Genomic DNA, 18,171 nt, shown 5'->3' on the forward strand with positions numbered 1-18,171 from the left:
ACCGCATGGACATCTGGACGCTGAACCTTCGGCACCTTCATGCGGTGGAGCGAATTGCCCGGTTGGGAACGGTCAATGCCGCCGCCAGCGCGGTCAACCTAAGCCAGCCCGCAATAACACAGGCGCTGGGCCGGCTGGAGGACACGCTGGGCCTGCCACTGTTCGAGCGTCGCCATGACGGCATGATCCCGACCCGCGCGGGCGAGATCCTTGCCCCCCGCATCGCCGCCGCGCTGGCTCATATACGGAGCCCGCACGTCACCATGTCGCGGATGCGCGCGATGCTGGCAGTGGCGGAGACGGGCAGCTACACCGGCGCCAGCCAGGCGACCGGGCTATCGATCCCATCGATCCACCGCGCCGTCAGCGATCTGTCGCTGGCGCTGCGCCGCACGCTGGTGAGCCGCCGGGGCAAGTTCGCGATCACGACCGATGCAGGCAATCAACTGGCGCGCGAGTTTCGCCTGGCTCAGGTCGAACTGGAAGCGGGACTGTCCGAAGTCATGGCCCTGCGCGGGCACGAAACACGGCGCATCGCCATCGGCGCCATGCCGCTGTCCCGCGCGCGCATCCTGCCTGCCGCCGTCGCCCGCTTTCTTGCGCGAAGGCCACAGGTTCGCCTCACCATCGTCGAAGGATCGCGCGCCGAACTGGTCGAACCGCTGCGCAGCGGCGTGATCGACCTCATGGTGGGCGCCCTGCGCGAACCGCTGACCGAGCCTGACCTCGCCCAGCATCGCCTGTTCGACGACGTTCCGGCCTTCTACGCAAGGCACGGCCATCCCCTGGCGGACACCGACCCGACCGGCGCGGACATGGCGCGGTTCCCCTTCACACTGGCCCCGCGCGGAACCCCGCTGCGCGACAGTTTCGAAGGCTATTTCACGGACCTCGGCCTGCCCCTGCCGCCGGTTCCGATCGAATCGGGATCGGTGATGATGATCCGGCAGGTCCTGATGGGCACCGACTTCATCACCCTGCTTTCCCCCGATCAGGTATCCGTGGAAGTCGAGGCCGGATGGCTGCGCCCGCTGGCGCGCCTGCCCGAACGATTCGCCCGTACAATCGGCATGACGACCCGCGCCTCCCTCCTTCCCACCGAGGTCCAGTCGGAGTTTTTTGCCGATCTCGAAGCCGCCGCACGCGATTGCGGACTTACACAGACTTAGCGCAGTGTTATAACTCTTCGCGAGTTCCGATTTGCGACCGAACGGCACTCAACGGCACTTAAGCCGCCATGAGAGGCACCATAGGCATCATCGGGTTTGGCGAAGCCGGGGCGACGTTCGCCAAAGCAGCGTCATGGCAGGAACGCGCGCGCGTATTCGATATTGCTAAGTCCCGATTGGCCACCATGACCGGGCTTGGCGTCATGCCGTGCCGGGACATGGGCGAGGCCGTGACGGGGGCAGCCATCGTCCTTTCACTCGTCACCGCCGACCAGGCGCTGCAAGTCGCGCGGGAATGCGCCGGGCTCATCGCGCCAGAAGCTCTCTTCTGCGACATGAACTCCATCGCTCCCGGCACCAAGCGGGAAGCCGCGCGCGCTTTCGCGGACGCGGGCAGGCGCTATGTCGATGTCGCAGTGATGGCCCCGGTCGACCCGGCCCGCATGGCCGTGCCGCTGAACATCTCCGGCCCCGATGCGCAGGAGGCTGAAAGCCGCTTGCGCGACGCGGGCTTTACCAGAACCACTGTCGTCGGCGATGCCATCGGCCGGGCCTCCGCGATCAAGCTGGTGCGCTCGGTCATGGTCAAGGGGCTGGAAGCGCTCACCGCCGAGATGATGCTGGCCGCCCATGCCGAGGATGTGGCCGAGGCCGTGCTCGCCTCGCTCGACGCCAGCGAGAAGACGATTTCCTGGGCGACACGCGCCGACTACAATCTCGACCGCATGCTCGTCCACGGCCGCCGCCGCGCCGCAGAGATGGCCGAGGCCGCGCAGATGCTGCGCGATCTGGGCATCGATCCGCTCATGACCCAGGGCACCGTCACCCGCCAGCAGGCGCTGGGAGACGTCGGGGCTGAATTCACCATCGAATCGCTGCCGGAAGGCTTCACCGCGAAGCTTGCGGCCATTACCGCCACACCTAAGGGAGAGAACTGAGCCATGTCGCTCGTCATCGACTGTCACGGTCACTACACCGTCCTGCCCAAAGCGCACGACGCCTGGCGCGAGGCCCAGATCGCCGCGTTCAAGGCCGGCGAGCCGATCCCGCCCTACCCCGAGATTTCCGACGAGGAAATCCGCGAGACGATCGAGCAGAACCAGCTGAAGCTGATCAAGGAACGCGGTGCGGATCTGACGATCTTCTCCCCCCGCGCATCGGCCATGGCGCACCATGTCGGCGATCAGGCGATTTCCGAGGAGTGGGCCTTCCACTGCAACAACCTGATCGCCCGCGTGGTCGCGATGTTCCCCGAGACGTTCGTGGGCGTCTGCATGCTGCCTCAGTCGCCCAAGGCGGACCTCACCGCCTCGATCAAGGAACTGCGCCGCTGCGTGGAGGAACTGGGCTTCATCGGCTGCAATCTCAACCCCGATCCGGGCGGCGGCCATTTCGAGCACCCGCCGCTGACCGACGAATACTGGTTCCCGATCTACGAGGTCATGTCGGAACTGGATGTACCGGCGATGATCCACGTTTCGGGTTCGTGCAACCCGGCGATGCACGCGACCGGCGGCTTCTACATCGCGGCGGACACCGTAGCCTTCATGCAGCTGATGCAGGGCGACCTCTTCGCGAAGTTCCCGAAGCTGCGCTTCATCATCCCGCACGGCGGCGGCGCGGTGCCCTACCACTGGGGCCGCTATCGCGGACTGGCCGACATGCTGAAGAAGCCCAGCCTTGACGAGTACATCATGAACAACGTGTTCTTCGACACGTGCGTCTACCACCAGCCCGGCATCGACCTGCTGGCCGACGTGATCGCCAACAAGAACATCCTGTTCGGCTCGGAGATGGTCGGCGCGGTGCGCGGCATCGATCCGCAGACGGGCCACTATTTCGACGACACCAAGCGCTATGTCGATGCGCTCGACATCAGCGACGAGGAGCGTCACGCGATCTTCGAAGGCAACACCCGCAAGGTCTTCCCGCGCCTCGACGCGAAGCTGAAGGAACGCGGCCTGTGACCGAAAAGGCTGTGATCGGCCCACGGGACATTCACGAATATCTTAGCGAGTTCGACGATATCCCCGGTACGCGCGTCTACACTGCCGCGCGCGCCCGGCAGGGCTACCATCTGAACCAGTTCGCGATGAGCCTGATGAAAGCAGAGAACCGCACCCGCTGGCTGGCGGACGAGCGCGCCTACCTGAACGAATGGCCGATGACCGACGACCAGAAGGAAGCCGTGCTCGCCCGCGACTACAACCGGTTGCTCGATCTTGGCGGCAACATCTACTTCCTGTCCAAGGTCTTCTCGACCGACGGCCTCAGCTTCCTGCAGGCGGTCTCGACGATGACCGGTATGAGCGTCGATGAATACAAAGCCATGATGGATGCCGGCGGCCGTTCGCCCGAAGGCGTACGCTCGATCAAAGGAAACTGTTGAAATGGCCCGCATAACCGCAGGCATCGCCTCCAGCCATGTGCCGCTTCTGGGTGTCGCCGCCGATACCGGCAAGGACCGGGACGCCTATTTCGGCCCGATCTTCGCAGGCTACGACTGGACGCGAGAGTGGATCGCGAAGCCCGAGAACAAGCCCGACGTCGTGATCCTGGTCTACAACGACCACGCATCGGCGTTCGACATGAAGATCATCCCGACTTTCGCGATCGGCTGCGGCGAACGCTACAAGCCCGCCGACGAAGGCTGGGGACCGCGCAAGGTGCCGGACGTCGAAGGCCACCCGGACCTCGCCTGGCACATCGCGCAGAGCCTGATCCTCGACGAATTCGACATGACGATCATCAACGAGATGGACGTCGATCATGGCCTGACCGTGCCCCTGACGATGATGTACGGCGCGCCCGAGAACTGGCCCGCCAAGGTCATCCCGCTGGCCGTCAACGTGGTTACGTATCCGCCGCCCTCGGGCAACCGCTGCTGGGCACTGGGCGAGGCGATCGCCCGCGCGGTGCAGTCTTTCGAGGGTGAGGATCTCAACGTCCAGATCTGGGGCACCGGCGGCATGAGCCACCAGCTTCAGGGGCCGCGCGCCGGGCTGATCAATGCCGAATGGGACAACATGTTCCTCGACGGCATGGTGGGCTCCACGCAGAAGCTGCGCACGATCCCGCACATCGAATACCTGCGTGAAACCGGCTCCGAAGGTATCGAGATGGTGATGTGGCTGATCATGCGCGGCGCGCTGGGCCGCGAAACCAGGGCGCTGCACCGCCATTACCACGTACCGTGCTCCAATACCGCGATCGGGCACCTCGTGCTCGAACCGGTGGATGGCACGGTGCCGCCCAGCCCGACGCTGGAAGGCAACAACGCGGCAGCCCAATCCGCGATCTGAATTTCGTTCGTTACATTTCATCCATTCCTTGGGAGAATACCATGCGCATAGCCCTCGTGGGCGCCGGTGCTTTCGGTGAAAAGCACCTCGACGGCCTCAAGAACATCGACGGCGTGGAAATCGCCTCGGTCATCAGCCGCTCCGCCGAGCAGGCCGCCGAAGTCGCCGCCAAGTACGGCGCGCCGCATTCCGGCACCGATCTGGCCGAAGCACTGGACCTGCCCGATGTGGACGCGGTGATCCTGTGCACTCCCACCCAGATGCACGCCGAACAGGCGATTGCCTGCATGAACGCGGGCAAGCACGTTCAGGTGGAAATCCCGCTGTCGGACAGCTGGGCCGATGCCGAAGCGGTCGTCGCCAAGCAGCAGGAAACCGGCCTAGTCTGCATGGTCGGCCATACCCGCCGCTTCAACCCTTCGCACCAGTACGTGCACAACAAGATCGCCGCCGGCGAACTGACGCTGCAGCAGCTTGACGTGCAGACCTACTTCTTCCGCCGCAAGAACATCAACGCCAAGGGCCAGCCGCGTTCCTGGACCGACCACCTGCTGTGGCACCACGCCGCGCACACGATCGACCTGTTCGCCTACCAGTCGGGCAAGATCGTCGCCGCCAACGTGCTGCAGGGGCCGAAGCACCCCGAACTGGGCATCGCTCTGGACATGTCGATCCAGCTCAAGGCGGAAACCGGTGCGATCTGCACCCTTTCGCTGTCGTTCAACAACGACGGCCCGCTGGGCACCTTCTTCCGCTACATCGGCGATAACGGCACGTATATCGCGCGCTACGACGATCTCGTGAACGGCAAGGAAGAACCGATCGACCTGACCGGCGTCACCGTTTCGAACAACGGCATCGAACTGCAGGACCGCGAATTCATCGCCGCGATCCGCGAAGGGCGCGAGCCGAACTCGTCGGTCGGCAAGGTGCTCGACTGCTACCGCGTGATCGGCGAACTGGCCGCCAGCCTCGAAGCGCAGGACGGCTGGTCCTGACGGCACGACGCATCCGCATGGGACGTAGCCCGATGATCGCAGCCGGCATCCGTTCCTGAGCCATGCAAGCACCGTGACCACTTATGGTCGCGGTGCTTCAGGCACGCAGCGAGGCCACACGGCGCGCCATAAAGCGATCATCCAGGCACAGGCGCCATGGAAATGAAGCGGAAATCGCTCTCATTCATGCATCAGCGGACGGTGAAGCCGTAGCTGCCCTCGATGCGGTGCTGGTCGGCGCCGGCCGCGTGCCAGGTCAGGATGTGCCGGTCGGAAGGGGGCGCGGCAGTGCCGCCGTCACGGCCCTGCCCTTGGCCCTGGCGACGATGCCTTTGATCGGCATCGGTTTATGATCGGCCATTCCGGGCATACCGGTCATGACAAGATCGAACCCTGACAGCGGCGCAACGAGGTCTTCGGAGAAGTTGAGGACGATCGAGGTCGGCCTGGTCACGGCGGATTTCGCCGCCGGGGTCGCGCTCAACAGCTCGGGATGGGCGAACGCCGCGGCGGGCAGGACTGCCATGGACAGGCCGATGGCGGCCGCAGGGACAGCAAGGCGCATCGCAAGGTTTCCTCATTCGATCCGGACGAACCAGCTTGTCCGGATTTACATGAGGTCATACGCAAGGTCCGGCGCGATCCCTCTCATGCGTCGCGAAATTTTTACGGGGCGAGGGATGCGGCGATTTGCCGCGTATGAGCAGTGAGCCCGACGGCGTGTGGACGTGTGAAAGGAGCGAAGGCTTGGACGATCTGGATCGCATGTTTGCACAACTGCGCGACGAACCCGTGCCAATGGCCCTTGGCACGCTCGATGGCAAAGTCATGGCCGGGCTGGCGGCAGGGCGCGAGCGATGGGCGCTTCACAGATCCCTCCTGCTTGCCTGCGTTGTCGCCGGCGGAGTCGGTTTGTGGGGCGGCCTTTCGGGCAGTGCCGGACCGGATGGTGCGCGTGAGCATGCCTACGTCCACGAGGACACACTGCTTGGCCTGCCCGCTGCGGCGCCTTCGCACTTGCTGGTGTCCTGAGGGATGGGAAACGTCTCCCGCTATTGTCTGGTCGCGTTGCTGGCATTCCTTGTCGCACTCGGTGCGCTCTGGCTGGGGCAGCGGCTGCGGGAACCGGAACCGCAAGAGAGCCGGATTCATGTGGTTCTTCATCGCGAACTGAATCTCGATCCAGCTCAGATGGAGCGTATCGAACTGCTGGAGAAGGGCTTCGCCTCCCGGCGGGCGCGCCTCGAAACGGAATTGCTGGCGGCCAATTCCGATCTCGCGGCCGCTATCGCACACGAACACGCCTATGGTCCGGATGTCGAGAAAGCGGTTGATCACTCTCACGTGGCGATGGGCGAACTTCAGAAGGCAACATTGCAGCACATCTTCGCGATGCGCGCCGTCCTGCGCGCCGACCAGACCGGCCGTTTCGATACGGCAGTGGCAGAGGCGCTGACGTCCCCGCCGCAGGACTGATCTGCCAGTGACCGGCGCACGACAGAGCCGCATTGATGCACGCGGCGACGCGAAGGGAGACGAGTCCCGCGCCGTCGCGCTCGCGCTTGCCGGTGGGCAGGCCGGGTTCGATACGCTGATGGCTGCGCACCGCAGCGCCGTGTTCCGCGTGGTGCGTGGCCATGTGGGCAATGATGCCGATGCCCTCGACGTCACGCAGGAGAGCTTCGTCGCAGCCTTCCTCGCGCTGCGCCGCTATGATCCGGCGCGGTCGTTCCGGGCATGGGTACTGCGGATCGCCCTCAACAAGTGCCGCGACTGGGCACGGCGGCGAGCGGTACGGCGGTTCCTGTCCCTCGCCCTGCCGATGGAGCATGCCCTGGCAGTCGCCGATACCGCACAAGAACCTGAAGCAGCGCTGGCGTCGCGCCGCGAGGTCGATCGCATTCATGCCGCCCTGGCCGCGCTCCCCGATACCCTGAAAGAGCCGATGCTGCTCTGCGCGATCGAGGGTCTGGCTCAGGACGAAGCGGCTGCGATACTCGGCATCAGCCGCAAGGCCGTCGAGACACGCATCTACCGTGCCCGGCAGAAATTGTCATATTTGATAGAGGGATAGCGGCGGGATTTGGTGAGGGGCATCGAAGCGTCCATCTTTCGGAAACCGGCAGGTCCGGCAGATCGACAGACCCCGATCACCACGAACCCCGCCGGAGCCCTGCTTCATAATCAACGTCTTTGCGCGTCTGAGGAGCAGGATGCCTTTCCCACCGCGCGGCCGACGATTTGCTCGGAATTCATTGCGAATTCTCAGACAATTCCGGCCCCCAGCCCTACCGCCGCGCGTTCCTGCGCCTTGCGGTCGCGCCAGCGGCTTTCGCGATAGACGCCCAGCACGTCCGCCGCGCCGCCCGCATCGATGCGTGCCTTCGCGAGAATCGGAGAAACGTCCACGTTGTAGGCCCGACGCAGGGCCTGGAAGGCCATCATCGTGTCGTTCGCTTCCTGCGCCAGATGCAACGCCTCTCGGTCGACCAGCAGTGCCTTGGCGTAGCACGATCCGATCGCCTCGGCCGAAGACAGCATGGATTCGATCGGGTCGGTGACGTTGTGCGACTGGTCGATCATGTAGCTGGGGTTGAAGCCATCACGCGGGGCCAGTTCGGCCTCGACCAGTTCGTTGAACACCAGGAACAGCTGGTGCGGATTGATCGAGCCGGAATCGAGGTCGTCGTCGCCGTACTTGCTGTCGTTGAAGTGGAAGCCGCCGAGCTTGCCGAACCGGTGCAGGCGCGCCACGATCTGCTCGATGTTGACGTTGGGCGCATGGTGGCCAAGATCGACGAGGCACTTGGCCTTGGGGCCAAGCTCCTGCGCGGCAAGGATCGAGGAACCCCAGTCGCTGATGACGGTGGAGTAGAACGCGGGCTCGAACATCTTGTGCTCCAGCAACATCCGCCAGTCGTCCGGCAGCGCGGCGTAGACCTCGCTCGCAGCGTCGAGATAGCGGTCGAGGCTGCGGCCGAGGTCCTGCTGGCCGGGAAAGTTGGTGCCGTCGCCCACCCAGACCGTCAGGTCGGTGGAGCCGAGCTGGCGGCCGATCTCGATGCACTCGATGTTGTGCTCCACCGCCTGCGCCCGCGTCGCCTCGATGGTCGAGGAGAGCGAGCCGGTGGCATACGTCTGCGCCTGCCCCTTCTGGTCCTGGAACGTGTTCGAGTTCACCGCATCGAAGCCCAGGCCGAGGCTCGCCGCCTCCTCGCGCAGCCCCTTGTAGTCGCTGACCTTGTCCCACGGGAAATGCGGGCTGACGCGCGGGGTCAGGCGCGAGAGCTGGTTGATGACCGCGCAGTCCTCCAGCTTCTCGTGGATATTGGTGGGCTCGCCGGGGATGGGGAACTTGGCGAAACGGGTGCCGCCGCGCCCCGCGCCCCATGTCGGCACCGCCACGGAGAAGCCCGCAACCTTGTCCCTGATCGCATCGATGGCGATGCCCGAACGCTCCAGCTTGCGGCCCAGCGAGGCGTAGTCGTCTTCCAGCGCCTCGGCGGCGCGGGCATTGGCTTCCGCGATCAGTTCGGCGGAAATCGGCAGGTTCGTCATTGTCTCTTATCCTCTTCCCGTCGTGATCAGCGCGTGAACGCCTGGGCATTGCCCGCATCGACGTTGATCATGTTGCCGGTGGACTTGGCGGACTGGTCGCCCGCCAGGAAGTACACCGCCTCGGCAATGTCACCGGGCAGCACGTCGCGCTTGAGCATGGAGCGCTGGCGGTAATGTTCCTCCAGTTCCTTGCCGGTGTCGATACCGTGGGCGCCCGCGCGCTCCTTGCGCCAGTCGCCGTCCCAGATGCGGCTGCCCTTGATGACGGCATCGGGGTTGACGACGTTGACGCGGATGCCGTGCGGCGCCCCCTCCAGCGCCAGACAGCGCGCAAGGTGGTTGGCCGCCGCCTTGGCCGAGGCATAGGCGCTGGCATTGGTAGCAGCGGCGACGCCGTTCTTCGAGCCGATGAACACGACGCTGGTGCCGCCCTGTTCCTTCATCGCCTTCAGTAGCGGCCACGCGGCCCGGCTGGTCAGGAAATAGCCCTGCGCCAGAACGTCGTAGTTGCGGTTCCATAGCGCGATGGTGGTCTCCTCGATCGGCGCCGAGGAGGCGATGCCCGCATTGGCGACGAGGATGTCGAGGCCGCCGAACTCGCGCGCGGCGACGGCGAAGGCCTCGGCGACTTGCGCTTCATCCGTCACGTCGCACACCACCGAACGCACCACGTCCTTGCCGAACTGCCTGGCGAAACCGGCGCGCACGTCCTCGACGACGGCGCCGTCGCGGTCGGCGAGAACCACGCAGGCGCCCTCGGCCATCAGCCGCGCCGCGCTAGCCGCGCCGATGCCGCCCGCCCCGCCGGTCACCAGCACGACGCGGCCGACCAGGGGCTTGAGCGCGGGCATGCGCTGCAGCTTGGCTTCCTCGAGCAACCAGTACTCGATGTCGAAGGCTTCCTGTTCATCGAGCGCGATATAGTCGCCGATCGCCTCGGCCCCGCGCATGACATTGATGGCGTTGCCGTAGAACTCGCCGGCGAGGCGCGCGGTGGTCTTGTCGGTGGCGAACGTGATGCGCCCGACGCCCGGCACCAGCACCACGACCGGATTGGCATCGCGCATCGCGGGCGAGTTCGGACGCTTGCAGCGCTCGTAATAGGCAGCATAGAGGTCGCGGTAATCGGCGATCTTCTGCGCCAGGTAGGCGTCATCCTGCAACCGCGCCGGGTCGAGCGTCAATGGCGCGATCTTGGTACGCAGGAAGTGATCGGGGCACGAGGTCCCGAGGTCAGCGAGACGCTGGAAGTCGGCCGAATTCACGAACTCGAGCGCTTCGGCATCGTCGGAATAGTGGCCGACCTTGCGCCGCGCTCCGGTCATCAGGCCACGTAGGCGGGGCATGAGATCGGCCGCGATTGCCGCGCGGTCCCCGGCGGTTTCATAAGCCGCGCCGCCGAACGCGGGCTTACCGGCAAGGCCCGCATTGAGGTAGGCGGCAGCGTCGGCGATCAGTTCGACGGTGTGTTCGTAGCAGGCCTTCGCGCTGTCCGCCCAGCAGATGATGCCGTGGCCCGCGAGCATTACGCCTTCGACGCCGGGGTTGGCCGCCACGAAGTCACGCAGTTGCACGCCCAGCGTATAGCCGGGGCGCTTCCACGCCAGCCAGCCGATCCGGCCGCCCCAGATCGCCTGCGTCGCCGCCTCCCCGCCGGAGCTGGCGGCAAGCGCGATGATCGCGTCCGGGTGGACGTGATCGACATGCGCGAAAGGCAGCAGCGAATGGAGCGGCGTGTCGATCGACGCCGCGCGGCCGTTCAGGTTGAAAGTGCAGTGCGGCAGGTAGCCGACCATCTTGTCGTCGTCGTCCGGGCCGCCGTAGTGCTGTTCGAGGCCAAGCAGCTTGTCCTGATAGAGCGTCGCGAATCCATCGAGCTTCATCGAGCCGATGTCGCCGCCCGAGCCCTTCACCCACAGCACTTCCACCGTCTCTCCGGTCAGCGGATCGACCTCCTGCAGCTTGGCGGAGGTGTTGCCGCCGCCGAAGTTGGTGACAGTCAGGTCGGAACCCAGCAGGTTGGAGCGGTAGAGCAGCAGTTGGGCAGGAGAAAGAGACGCCGCGACCGAGTCGTCCCACCGGCTGGTCGGCACGGCGAAAGTGAGCGCGGGGGCGGATTTCAACGGGGCGGCGGGGGCAGTGATCGTATCCATGGGCACCCTCTGACATTACCTCTTTTTATGTTCAATCTGACTCGATACTAATCGCTCATAAGCAATCAATCAACACCATGTTCAGGCAGATCGCTGCCTGGTTGAAAATGGCGGCGGAGAGAATGGCAGGAACAGGCGCTTACATCGTCGTCGATATTGGCAAGACCCTCAGCAAGGTGTCGCTGTGGTGCCGTTATGGTACCCTTGTGTGCCGCCAGGTGCGCCCCAACCCGACCCATGAAATCGACGGGATTCGCCGCCTCGACGCCGAGGGAATCGGCGAATGGCTGCGCGCCACCTTGCGTGAATGGGCAGGCCATCCGGTCGAGGCGATCATCCCCGTGGCCCATGGCGCCGCCTTCGCCGCGATCGGAGAAGACGGGCTGCTATTCGCCCCGCTCGACTACGAACAGCCGATCCCGGGCGACGTCATGGCCGCCTACCGGGCCGAGCGCGACGCGCTGGCCGTGACGGGCTCCCCCGCCCTGCCCGACGGCCTCAACATGGGCGCGCAGATCTGGTGGATGGCGCAGCGCCACCCCGAGGCGATGGCGCGGGCGACGCTGGTGCCCTGGGCGCAGTACTGGGCCTGGTTCCTCGCCGGCCGGGCGGTCAGCGAAGTGACCAGCCTCGGCTGCCACTCGGACCTCTGGGCACCCGGCGAAGCGCGCTTCTCCCCGATGGCCGAGCGCCTCGGCTGGGCCGAGCGCTTTGCCCCCGTGGTCGGCGCAGGCGAGGTCGTGGGCACCCTGCGCCCCGAACTCGCGGCCGAGACGGGCTTGCCCGCGAGTGCGCAAGTGCTTGCCGGACTTCACGATTCCAACGCCGCGCTGCTCGCCGCGCGCGGCTTCGCGCAGATCGCGCGGCAGGAGGCGACGATCCTTTCCACCGGCACATGGTTCATCGCCATGCGCCTTGCCGCCGGACCTTTCGCCATCGCCTCGCTGCCCGAAGGGCGCGACACGCTGGTCAACGTCGATGCCTATGGCGCGCCCGTGCCCTCGGCCCGTTTCATGGGCGGGCGCGAGATCGAGACGGTCATCCAGCTCGACACCCGCCGCATCGACATCAAGCCCGACCAGCCCCGCCTGATGGCCGAAGTCCCGGCGCTGCTGCGCCGCCGCACGATGATGATGCCCACGCTCGCGCCCGGCTTCGGCCCCTATCCCGACGGCGAGGCGCGCTGGGTCAACGCGCCGGTCGAGTGGCAGGGAACCTGGTACGCCCGACGCGCGGCAATCTGCCTTTATGCCGCGCTGGTGGCGGATACCGCGCTCGACCTGATCGGTTCGAAGGACCGGCTGCTGATCGAGGGGCGCTTTTCCGAGGCCGAGGTCTTCGTGCGCGCGCTCGCCGCGCTGCGGCCGGACACCCGGGTCTTCCTCGCCAATGCCCATAACGACGTCTCGTTCGGCGCGCTGCGCCTGATCGACCCGTCGCTCGAAGCGGGCGGCGAACTTATCTGCGTCGAACCGCTGGAAGGCGACCTCTTCGGCTATCGCGACGCCTGGCGCGAAGCCGTGGCGAAGGCTCCCGCAGGACTGACCGCATGATCACCGCCTCGATCCCCGACTTTCGCGAAGCCGCACGCCGCACGCTGCCACGCTTCCTGTTCGAATACATCGACGGCGGCTCCTATGCCGAGGCGACGCTGCGTCGCAACGTCTCCGACCTTGCCGAACTCGCCCTGCGCCAGCGCGTGCTGCGCGACGTCTCGGCGCTGGACCTGTCGACGCAGCTGTTCGGCCAGAAGCTGGCCCTGCCCCTTGCATTGGCGCCGATCGGGCTGGCCGGCCTCTACGCCCGGCGCGGCGAGACGCAGGCGGTGCGGGCGGCGCAGAACGCCGGCGTTCCCTTCACGCTCTCCACGGTGGGCGCCTGCACCATCGGCGAAGTCGCCAGGGCTGCGGACCGGCCGTTCTGGTTCCAGCTCTACATGATCCGCGACCGCGCCTTCATGAAGGACCTGCTGGCGCAGGCGGTCGAGGCGGGCTGCTCCACCCTCGTCTTCACCGTCGACATGCCGGTCCCCGGCAGCCGCTATCGCGATTACCACACCGGCCTTGCCGGATCCGGCGGCATCAAGGGCGCGCTCTGGCGCTTCGCGCAGGCGGCCGCCCGGCCCGGCTGGGCATGGGATGTCGGCATCAACGGACGCCCGCACACGCTCGGCAACGTCGCCCCGGTGCTACAGGGCAGGACCGGGATCGAGGACTTCTTCGCCTGGATGCGAAACAACTTCGACCCCTCGATCAACTGGCGCGATCTCGATTTCATTCGCTCCGAATGGAAGGGGCCGCTGATCATCAAGGGTATTCTCGACCCGGATGACGCGCGCGAAGCCGCAGAGCTGGGCGCGGACGGCATCGTCGTCTCCAACCACGGCGGGCGGCAGCTCGACGGCGTGCTTTCCAGCGCCCGCGCCCTGCCTCCGATCGTCGATGCAGTGGGAGACCGCCTGACCGTGCTGGCCGACGGCGGCATCCGCTCCGGCCTCGACGTGGTGCGGATGCTGGCGCTGGGCGCCAAGGGCGTGCTGCTGGGCCGCGCCTGGGCCTGGGCGCTCGCAGCCGGCGGCGAGGCAGGCGTCACGAAGATGCTCAAGCTGATCGAGGCCGAAATGCGCGTTGCCATGGCGCTCACCGGCACCACCCGCATCGACCAGATCGACCGCAACTGCCTGGCGGCCACCCGATAACATACATCAAGAGAGGATCACGAAAATCATGGGAGGCAATCCGCCGCTGGGCGTCCTGTTTCACTGGCTTGGCGGCTTCGCCTCCGCCAGCTTCTACGTCCCCTACAAGCGCATCCAGCTGTGGTCGTGGGAGATATTCTGGCTTGCGGGCGGCATCTTCTCCTGGGCCATCGCGCCCTGGCTCTTCGCCTCGCTGCGCACCGAGGACCTGCTCGGCGTATTGGCCGCCACGCCTTCGCGGACCCTGCTGTGGTGTTGGTTCTGGGGTGCGATGTGGGGCTTCGGCGGGCTGACCTTCGGGCTGACGATGCGCTATCTCGGGCTCTCTCTGGGCATGGCCGTGGCGCTAGGACTGACCACGGTGATCGGCACGATGGGACCGCCGATCTTCCACGGCACCATCGGCGAGATCGCCTCACGCCCCAGCGGACAACTGACGCTGCTGGGCATTCTGGTGACGCTGGCGGGGATCGTCGTCGTCGCGCGGGCGGGCAGCGCCAAGGACAAGGACCTGGGCGGCAAGATTTCCGAGGGCGTGGCCGAGTTCGACCTTCGCAAAGGCCTGTTGATCGCGGTGTTCTCGGGCGTCATGTCGGGCTGTTTCGCCTGGGGCCTCGATGCCGGACAGCCGATCCGCGACCTGACGCTGGCGGCCGGGACCGATCCGTTGAGCCAGGGGCTTCCGGTGCTGTGCGTGGTGCTTGCGGGCGGCCTCACCACCAATGCGATCTGGTGCGCGATCCTCATCCGCCGCAACCGCAGCTTCGGCCAGTTTCTCGGCCGAGTGCCGACCGGGGAAAAGCCCAGGCTTCTGGTCAATTACCTGCTGGCGGCGCTGGGCGGCACCTTGTGGTACTTCCAGTTCTTCTTCTACACGATGGGCGAGAGCCAGATGGGACGCTACGGCTTCTCCTCGTGGACGCTGCACATGGCTTCCATCATCCTGTTCTCGACGCTCTGGGGCTTTGCGCTGAAGGAGTGGAAGGGCGCCAGCCTTCGTACGCGCACGCTGGTCTGGACCGGGATAAGCCTGCTCGTCGGCTCGACGGTGATCATCGGGGCGGGCAACATGATCGAGGCGGGGATGACCCCGTGAGCAGAAATGATGGCTCATGATCGAAAAGTCCGTCATAAGCCCGCGCATGGACCGACATAAAGCGACATAAGGTAGCCAATGCACTCTACGCAGCGTGAAAGCCTGATCCTCGAAGCGGTGGCGGCCACCGGGTTCGTGACGTATCGCGCACTCGAGGCACTTCTCGAAGCCTCGCCGGCGACGATCCGGCGTGACCTCACCCGTTTGGAGGAAGAGGGCCTGATCGTGCGCGTACACGGCGGCGCAAAAGCGCCGCAAGATCAGAAGGAGGAACGCGAAAGCGGGCTTTCAGGTACGCCGTTCGCCCAGTCGATCTTGCAAAACCTGCCTGCCAAGCAGGCGATTGGTCGTGCTGCGGCAGCGCTGTGCCTCCCCGGCGAAGGCATCATGATCGACGGGGGAACCACGACCTTGCAAATGTGCCCGCATCTGGCTGGGCTCGATTGCCAAGTGCTTACCAACTCGCTGCATATCGTCGATGCGCTCTTGCCGCAGGAGGGTACGCGGGTATTGCTTCCTTCAGGCACCGTATTTCGCGAACAGAACATTGTCCTGGCGCCGGCAGGAGAAGAATCGATGCCGCGCTTTCACGCTCCCAAGCTATTCATGGGAGCGGCCGCGATTGGCCCGCAAGGCGTGATGCAGCAGGATATTATCCTTGTCGCCGCCGAACGCAGCTTCATCAAGCGCGCGGAGACACTCATCCTGTTGATCGACAGCAGCAAATTTGTTTCGATCTCGGGTTCCATCGTCTGCGATCTTAGCGAAGTCGACGTGGTGATTACTGACAAGGGCGTTGATCGACAGGCTTTGGAAATGTTGGAGGATGCTGGGATCGAGGTAGTGGTTGCCTGAAAACGAGGATTGGTCCGTTCAACGCATCCGCTGATCGAAGGGAGCAACCTTCTGCAGCAAGCGTTGGCAAGGCTTTGTACGACGAGCGCATTTTGCCTTACTTCATCAGAGGTCTCATGCGCCCGTCGCGGGACGCAGTCAGAACTATTGAGCCAATGCCGCCCGCTCGGCGGCAATTTTCTTCAGCACGTCCTCGAACACCTCGACCGGCTGGCCACCGGACACAAGGTACTTCTCGTCGATGATGATCGCCGGGACGCTCGAGATCCCTCGCGAACGCCAGATTTCCTCGTCATCACGGACTGTCGCAGCGTACTCATCTCCGGCAAGGACTTCCGCCGCACGCGACATATCGAGGCCCGCAGCTGCCACCACATCCAGCAGAACCTCATGGAGCGAGACATTGACGCCTTGCGTGAAATACGCCTCGAACAGCGCGTGCTTGAGTTCGGATTGGCGGCCCTGTTCTCCCGCCCAATGCAACAGCCTATGTGCGTCGAACGTATTGTAGATACGGCTCTCGTCGTTCATCGCAATCGTGAAGCCGACACCTGCGGCCCGCTCCTGGATCGCCGCCCTGCTCGCGGCCGACTGTTCCGGCGTGGTGCCGTACTTCCGCGCAATGTGCTCGCGCAGGTTTTGCCCTTCGTTCTGCATGTTCGGGTTCAGTTCGAACGGCTGGAAATGAATGTCTGCCGAGACATCTCCCTCAAGCCGTTCAAGCGCTGCTTCCAAGCTCTTCAGACCGATGACGCACCAGGGGCAGGCGACATCGGACACGAAATCGATCTTGAGGTGCTGCGGCATGTTCAGGCGTTCCTTCAATCGGCTGCATCGGCGTACCGTCGGACAGATAGGAACGATCGGGCGCATGACGAGAGGTACCCGCCATTTCCCCGATTAGCGCCGCGGCTCCACCGAGACGATCGCACGGCGATAGCTGATCAGCGCCGGCGTGCCCCGGTCGCGCGCTTCCAGAATGATGTGGAAGCGGGTCGGCTCGGTCACCTCGGGCACCACGAAACGGGTCTCCAGAGGGTCGCCGCGCTGGAGTTCGACGCGCGGGCTGCGGTTGACCGCCTCGGCCTCGCGATACTGCCACCAGGTGTAGTCCACCAGGTCCCCGTCCGGATCGTGCGAACTGGCTGCGGAAAGGCGCACGGTTTCGCCCGGAAGGGCAGTCATTGTCACTGCTGTGACACCCTGAGTGCCGTTGAGTGCCAGTCTTGGTGTGTGATTTGCGCCCTTGAACGCGCCCTGCAGCGTCCACTGGATGCGCGCCGCAAAGTCGTTCTGGAACGCCTCGCGCCAGCGCCAGATCGTCGCCTTATTGGTCTGGTGGACTTTGCCGTCGGCCCCGGTGACGAGGTCGCTCGTGTCGGTCCAGATGCCGTCCCATTCGGACACCTTGCCGTAACGCCCGCCCCAGTTCCCGTAGTCGGGATGCTCGGGATCGCCGAGGCCGTTGGGAACCAGGTAGAGGAAGCTGGGCGTGTCCCCCTCCATGATGAACTCGTAGTTCGGATATAGCGAGCCGAGCGGGCCGATCTGCACATTCTCGCGCAGCCACTCCTTCGAGACGGTGGTGAAGTCCGGTCCGTCGAAATAGTACATCCGGTCGCCCGAGATGCCGCCCCAGGTCGACAGGTTGTAGTGCCGGTGCGCCGTGAGACTGACGATCCAGAACACGTCCGGGAACTGCCGCCGGACCCATGGCCCCGCGTTGTCCTGATCGGAGATCGAGTAGACGCGCAGCTTCGCCGCAAGGCGCGCCACGTCCTCTGCCGGGCGTGTCTCGCGCAGCGACCACAGCGCCTGCGCCAGATCGACCGCCCCGCCCCAGACGCAGATCCACACCGGGCGCGGGTCCGCCTTGTCGAGCGCGGCGACGATGGCGCGCGATCCCTCGGTATCCTTCCCCGCGCCGACGCCGAGCATCCCGTATTCGGGCCGCCCCGGCCTCACCCGCGCGCGCAATTGCGCGGCCGAGGGCCAACCCTGCGCATGGGCACGCAAGTTGGGCAGCACCTGTTCGTAAGCGTCGATGCGCTTCAGGATCTGCTCGGGATGAACCGAATCCTGCAGATGCCGCGAGGTCGATGGCACCAGCGCCTCGACCTCGAATTCGTTGGTGTACAGCAGGAACCGCACCATCGATTCCATGTCGTCCGGGTCCGAGCCGATGTCCGTCAGGACGATCACGCGCGGCTTTCCGGCTTCCGCGACGCGGGACACCGGAGCGGCTTTTGCCAGCCCCGGCAACCCGAGCGCTGCGGCTGCGAGCAGAACCGGAGCAAGGCGCTTCATCACCATATGTCATCCCGAATGCCGGGAAGGGACCG

General features: G+C 65.3%; 17 protein-coding genes and 1 pseudogene. 13 read left to right on the plus strand and 5 right to left on the minus strand.

Going from position 1 to position 18,171, the window contains the following annotated elements:
* Positions 1–5 precede the first annotated feature (5 nt).
* The 6 genes from PKE80_RS14095 to PKE80_RS14120 all read left to right on the plus strand — a co-directional run bounded on the left by PKE80_RS14095 (position 6) and on the right by PKE80_RS14120 (position 5,469).
* Entirely contained in the window at positions 6–1,169 is a 1,164-nt protein-coding gene (locus PKE80_RS14095) for a LysR substrate-binding domain-containing protein (RefSeq protein ID WP_271183027.1), read from the plus strand.
* A 68-nt stretch (positions 1,170–1,237) separates the two neighbouring features.
* A complete protein-coding gene (locus tag PKE80_RS14100; protein WP_271183028.1) occupies positions 1,238–2,107 on the plus strand; it encodes an NAD(P)-dependent oxidoreductase in 870 nt (289 codons plus the stop codon).
* 3 nt (positions 2,108–2,110) lie between these two features.
* A complete protein-coding gene (locus PKE80_RS14105) occupies positions 2,111–3,136 on the plus strand; it encodes an amidohydrolase family protein (RefSeq protein WP_271183029.1) in 1,026 nt (341 codons plus the stop codon).
* Positions 3,137–3,147: 11 nt separating this feature from the next.
* Positions 3,148–3,558: a protocatechuate 4,5-dioxygenase subunit alpha gene (ligA, locus tag PKE80_RS14110; protein ID WP_271183154.1), complete on the plus strand. Its 411-nt coding sequence runs from the start codon at positions 3,148–3,150 to the stop codon at positions 3,556–3,558.
* A 1-nt stretch (position 3,559) separates the two neighbouring features.
* Positions 3,560–4,471: a class III extradiol dioxygenase subunit beta gene (locus PKE80_RS14115; RefSeq protein ID WP_271183030.1), complete on the plus strand. Its 912-nt coding sequence runs from the start codon at positions 3,560–3,562 to the stop codon at positions 4,469–4,471.
* A gap of 41 nt (positions 4,472–4,512) precedes the next feature.
* The gene (locus tag PKE80_RS14120; RefSeq protein WP_271183031.1) at positions 4,513–5,469 is read left to right on the plus strand and encodes a Gfo/Idh/MocA family oxidoreductase; all 957 of its coding nucleotides are present in this window, start codon (positions 4,513–4,515) and stop codon (positions 5,467–5,469) included.
* Positions 5,470–5,660: 191 nt separating this feature from the next.
* Here the strand turns inward: PKE80_RS14120 and PKE80_RS14125 are convergent.
* Positions 5,661–6,034, minus strand: a pseudogene (locus PKE80_RS14125) (copper resistance protein CopC).
* Positions 6,035–6,216: 182 nt separating this feature from the next.
* Here PKE80_RS14125 and PKE80_RS14130 point away from each other — a divergent pair.
* Genes PKE80_RS14130 through PKE80_RS14140 form a run of 3 tightly spaced genes read left to right on the plus strand, consistent with a single transcriptional unit; the run spans position 6,217 to position 7,543 of the window.
* Positions 6,217–6,501, plus strand: a complete 285-nt coding sequence (locus PKE80_RS14130) for a BRCT domain-containing protein (RefSeq protein ID WP_271183032.1) — start codon at positions 6,217–6,219, stop codon at positions 6,499–6,501.
* A 3-nt stretch (positions 6,502–6,504) separates the two neighbouring features.
* A complete protein-coding gene (locus tag PKE80_RS14135) occupies positions 6,505–6,945 on the plus strand; it encodes a periplasmic heavy metal sensor (protein ID WP_271183033.1) in 441 nt (146 codons plus the stop codon).
* A 7-nt stretch (positions 6,946–6,952) separates the two neighbouring features.
* A complete protein-coding gene (locus tag PKE80_RS14140) occupies positions 6,953–7,543 on the plus strand; it encodes an RNA polymerase sigma factor (RefSeq protein ID WP_271183034.1) in 591 nt (196 codons plus the stop codon).
* 191 nt (positions 7,544–7,734) lie between these two features.
* On the opposite strand, the gene PKE80_RS14145 is transcribed toward PKE80_RS14140, so the two are convergent.
* Both PKE80_RS14145 and PKE80_RS14150 read right to left on the minus strand, forming a co-directional pair.
* Positions 7,735–9,027, minus strand: a complete 1,293-nt coding sequence (locus PKE80_RS14145) for a sugar isomerase (protein ID WP_008832079.1) — start codon at positions 9,025–9,027, stop codon at positions 7,735–7,737.
* A 26-nt stretch (positions 9,028–9,053) separates the two neighbouring features.
* Positions 9,054–11,180 (minus strand): bifunctional rhamnulose-1-phosphate aldolase/short-chain dehydrogenase, encoded by a 2,127-nt coding sequence (locus PKE80_RS14150; protein WP_271183035.1) that lies wholly within the window; start codon positions 11,178–11,180, stop codon positions 9,054–9,056.
* 122 nt (positions 11,181–11,302) lie between these two features.
* Between PKE80_RS14150 and PKE80_RS14155 the strand changes: the two genes are divergently transcribed.
* The 4 genes from PKE80_RS14155 (at position 11,303) to PKE80_RS14170 (ending at position 15,829) form a co-directional block, all read left to right on the plus strand.
* Positions 11,303–12,733: an FGGY-family carbohydrate kinase gene (locus PKE80_RS14155; protein WP_271183036.1), complete on the plus strand. Its 1,431-nt coding sequence runs from the start codon at positions 11,303–11,305 to the stop codon at positions 12,731–12,733.
* The gene (lldD, locus tag PKE80_RS14160) at positions 12,730–13,878 is read left to right on the plus strand and encodes an FMN-dependent L-lactate dehydrogenase LldD (protein WP_211150810.1); all 1,149 of its coding nucleotides are present in this window, start codon (positions 12,730–12,732) and stop codon (positions 13,876–13,878) included. Before PKE80_RS14155 ends, lldD begins: the two co-directional genes overlap by 4 nt.
* A gap of 28 nt (positions 13,879–13,906) precedes the next feature.
* Positions 13,907–14,974, plus strand: coding sequence for an L-rhamnose/proton symporter RhaT (rhaT, locus tag PKE80_RS14165; protein WP_271183037.1), 1,068 nt, complete (start codon positions 13,907–13,909; stop codon positions 14,972–14,974).
* Between the two features lie 78 nt (positions 14,975–15,052).
* Positions 15,053–15,829, plus strand: coding sequence for a DeoR/GlpR family DNA-binding transcription regulator (locus PKE80_RS14170; RefSeq protein ID WP_271183038.1), 777 nt, complete (start codon positions 15,053–15,055; stop codon positions 15,827–15,829).
* A gap of 144 nt (positions 15,830–15,973) precedes the next feature.
* Here the strand turns inward: PKE80_RS14170 and PKE80_RS14175 are convergent, their stop codons facing one another.
* Positions 15,974–16,636 (minus strand): DsbA family oxidoreductase, encoded by a 663-nt coding sequence (locus tag PKE80_RS14175; protein ID WP_271183039.1) that lies wholly within the window; start codon positions 16,634–16,636, stop codon positions 15,974–15,976.
* Positions 16,637–16,729: 93 nt separating this feature from the next.
* Complete coding sequence (locus PKE80_RS14180) at positions 16,730–18,136, minus strand: DUF1593 domain-containing protein (RefSeq protein ID WP_271183040.1); 1,407 nt, start codon at positions 18,134–18,136, stop codon at positions 16,730–16,732.
* Positions 18,137–18,171 lie beyond the last annotated feature (35 nt).

The sequence above is a fragment of the Novosphingobium resinovorum genome, assembly GCF_027922145.1.
GTDB classification, from domain to species: Bacteria; Pseudomonadota; Alphaproteobacteria; order Sphingomonadales; family Sphingomonadaceae; genus Novosphingobium; species Novosphingobium resinovorum.

What these genes read in the sequence shown, in the direction of transcription:
- PKE80_RS14145 (WP_008832079.1), bottom strand. Translation starts at nt 9,027, where the DNA reads ATGACGAACCTGCCGATTTCCGCCGAACTGATCGCGGAAGCCAATGCC.
- PKE80_RS14100 (WP_271183028.1), top strand. Translation starts at nt 1,238, where the DNA reads ATGAGAGGCACCATAGGCATCATCGGGTTTGGCGAAGCCGGGGCGACG.
- PKE80_RS14175 (WP_271183039.1), bottom strand. Translation starts at nt 16,636, where the DNA reads ATGCCGCAGCACCTCAAGATCGATTTCGTGTCCGATGTCGCCTGCCCC.
- lldD (WP_211150810.1), top strand. Translation starts at nt 12,730, where the DNA reads ATGATCACCGCCTCGATCCCCGACTTTCGCGAAGCCGCACGCCGCACG.
- PKE80_RS14095 (WP_271183027.1), top strand. Translation starts at nt 6, where the DNA reads ATGGACATCTGGACGCTGAACCTTCGGCACCTTCATGCGGTGGAGCGA.
- PKE80_RS14180 (WP_271183040.1), bottom strand. Translation starts at nt 18,136, where the DNA reads ATGAAGCGCCTTGCTCCGGTTCTGCTCGCAGCCGCAGCGCTCGGGTTG.
- PKE80_RS14115 (WP_271183030.1), top strand. Translation starts at nt 3,560, where the DNA reads ATGGCCCGCATAACCGCAGGCATCGCCTCCAGCCATGTGCCGCTTCTG.
- PKE80_RS14135 (WP_271183033.1), top strand. Translation starts at nt 6,505, where the DNA reads ATGGGAAACGTCTCCCGCTATTGTCTGGTCGCGTTGCTGGCATTCCTT.
- PKE80_RS14150 (WP_271183035.1), bottom strand. Translation starts at nt 11,180, where the DNA reads ATGGATACGATCACTGCCCCCGCCGCCCCGTTGAAATCCGCCCCCGCG.
- PKE80_RS14120 (WP_271183031.1), top strand. Translation starts at nt 4,513, where the DNA reads ATGCGCATAGCCCTCGTGGGCGCCGGTGCTTTCGGTGAAAAGCACCTC.
- PKE80_RS14155 (WP_271183036.1), top strand. Translation starts at nt 11,303, where the DNA reads ATGGCAGGAACAGGCGCTTACATCGTCGTCGATATTGGCAAGACCCTC.
- PKE80_RS14105 (WP_271183029.1), top strand. Translation starts at nt 2,111, where the DNA reads ATGTCGCTCGTCATCGACTGTCACGGTCACTACACCGTCCTGCCCAAA.
- rhaT (WP_271183037.1), top strand. Translation starts at nt 13,907, where the DNA reads ATGGGAGGCAATCCGCCGCTGGGCGTCCTGTTTCACTGGCTTGGCGGC.
- PKE80_RS14170 (WP_271183038.1), top strand. Translation starts at nt 15,053, where the DNA reads ATGCACTCTACGCAGCGTGAAAGCCTGATCCTCGAAGCGGTGGCGGCC.